The following is a 1,022-nucleotide window of genomic DNA, read 5'->3' on the forward strand; positions in this document are numbered from 1 at the left end:
TGCAGTACCGTGCGGATGCTCTTGCCCGCGTGCAGCAGCTCGAACGCCTCGTTGATCTGCTCGAACGGCATGTCGTGGGTGATGAACTCGTCGATCTTGATCTCGCCATCCATGTAGCGCTGTACGTAGCCAGGCAGCTCGCTTCTGCCCTTCACTCCGCCGAACGCCGAGCCGCGCCATACCCGCCCCGTCACCAGCTGGAACGGCCGCGTGGCGATCTCCTCGCCGGCGCCCGCCACGCCGATGATCACCGACTCGCCCCAGCCCTTGTGGCAGCACTCCAGCGCCGAGCGCATCACGTTGACGTTGCCGATGCACTCGAAGGAGTAATCGACCCCGCCATCGGTCAGATCGACGATCACCTGCTGGATCGGGTCGGAATACTCCTTGGGGTTGACGAAGTCGGTGGCGCCGAACTGACGCGCCAGCTCGAACTTGTCCGGGTTGACGTCGATGGCGATGATGCGGCTGGCCTTGGCCATCACTGCGCCCTGGATCACCGCCAGCCCGATGGCGCCGAGGCCGAATACGGCGACGGTCGAGCCCGGCTCCACCTTGGCGGTGTTGAGCACCGCGCCGATGCCGGTGGTCACGCCGCAGCCGAGCAGACAGATCTTGTCCAGCGGCGCTTCCTTGGAAACCACCGCCAGGGAGACCTCGGGCAGCACGGTGTACTCGCTGAAGGTGGAGCAGCCCATGTAGTGGTGCAGCGGCTTGCCGTCCAGCGAGAAGCGCGAGCTGCCGTCGGGCATCAGCCCCTGGCCCTGGGTGGCACGCACCGCCTGGCACAGGTTGGTCTTGCCCGAGCGGCAGAACTTGCACTTGCCGCACTCGGCGGTATAGAGCGGGATGACGTGATCGCCAGGCCGCACGCTGGTCACGCCCTCACCCACCGCTTCGACGATGCCGGCGCCCTCATGGCCCAGTACCGAGGGGAACAGTCCCTCCGGATCGGCGCCGGAGAGGGTATAGGCATCGGTGTGGCAGACGCTGGTGGCCTTGATGTGGACCAGCACTTCACC

The 1,022-nt window shown here is 66.1% G+C and carries 1 protein-coding gene; it reads right to left on the minus strand.

All coding sequences use genetic code 11. The annotated features are described in order from the left end of the window. On the minus strand, positions 1-1,022 hold a 1,022-nt coding region (locus tag H1D44_RS20685), incomplete at both ends, for an S-(hydroxymethyl)glutathione dehydrogenase/class III alcohol dehydrogenase (protein WP_181517150.1).

It is taken from the genome of Billgrantia kenyensis, from assembly GCF_013697085.1.
GTDB lineage: Bacteria > Pseudomonadota > Gammaproteobacteria > Pseudomonadales > Halomonadaceae > Halomonas > Halomonas kenyensis.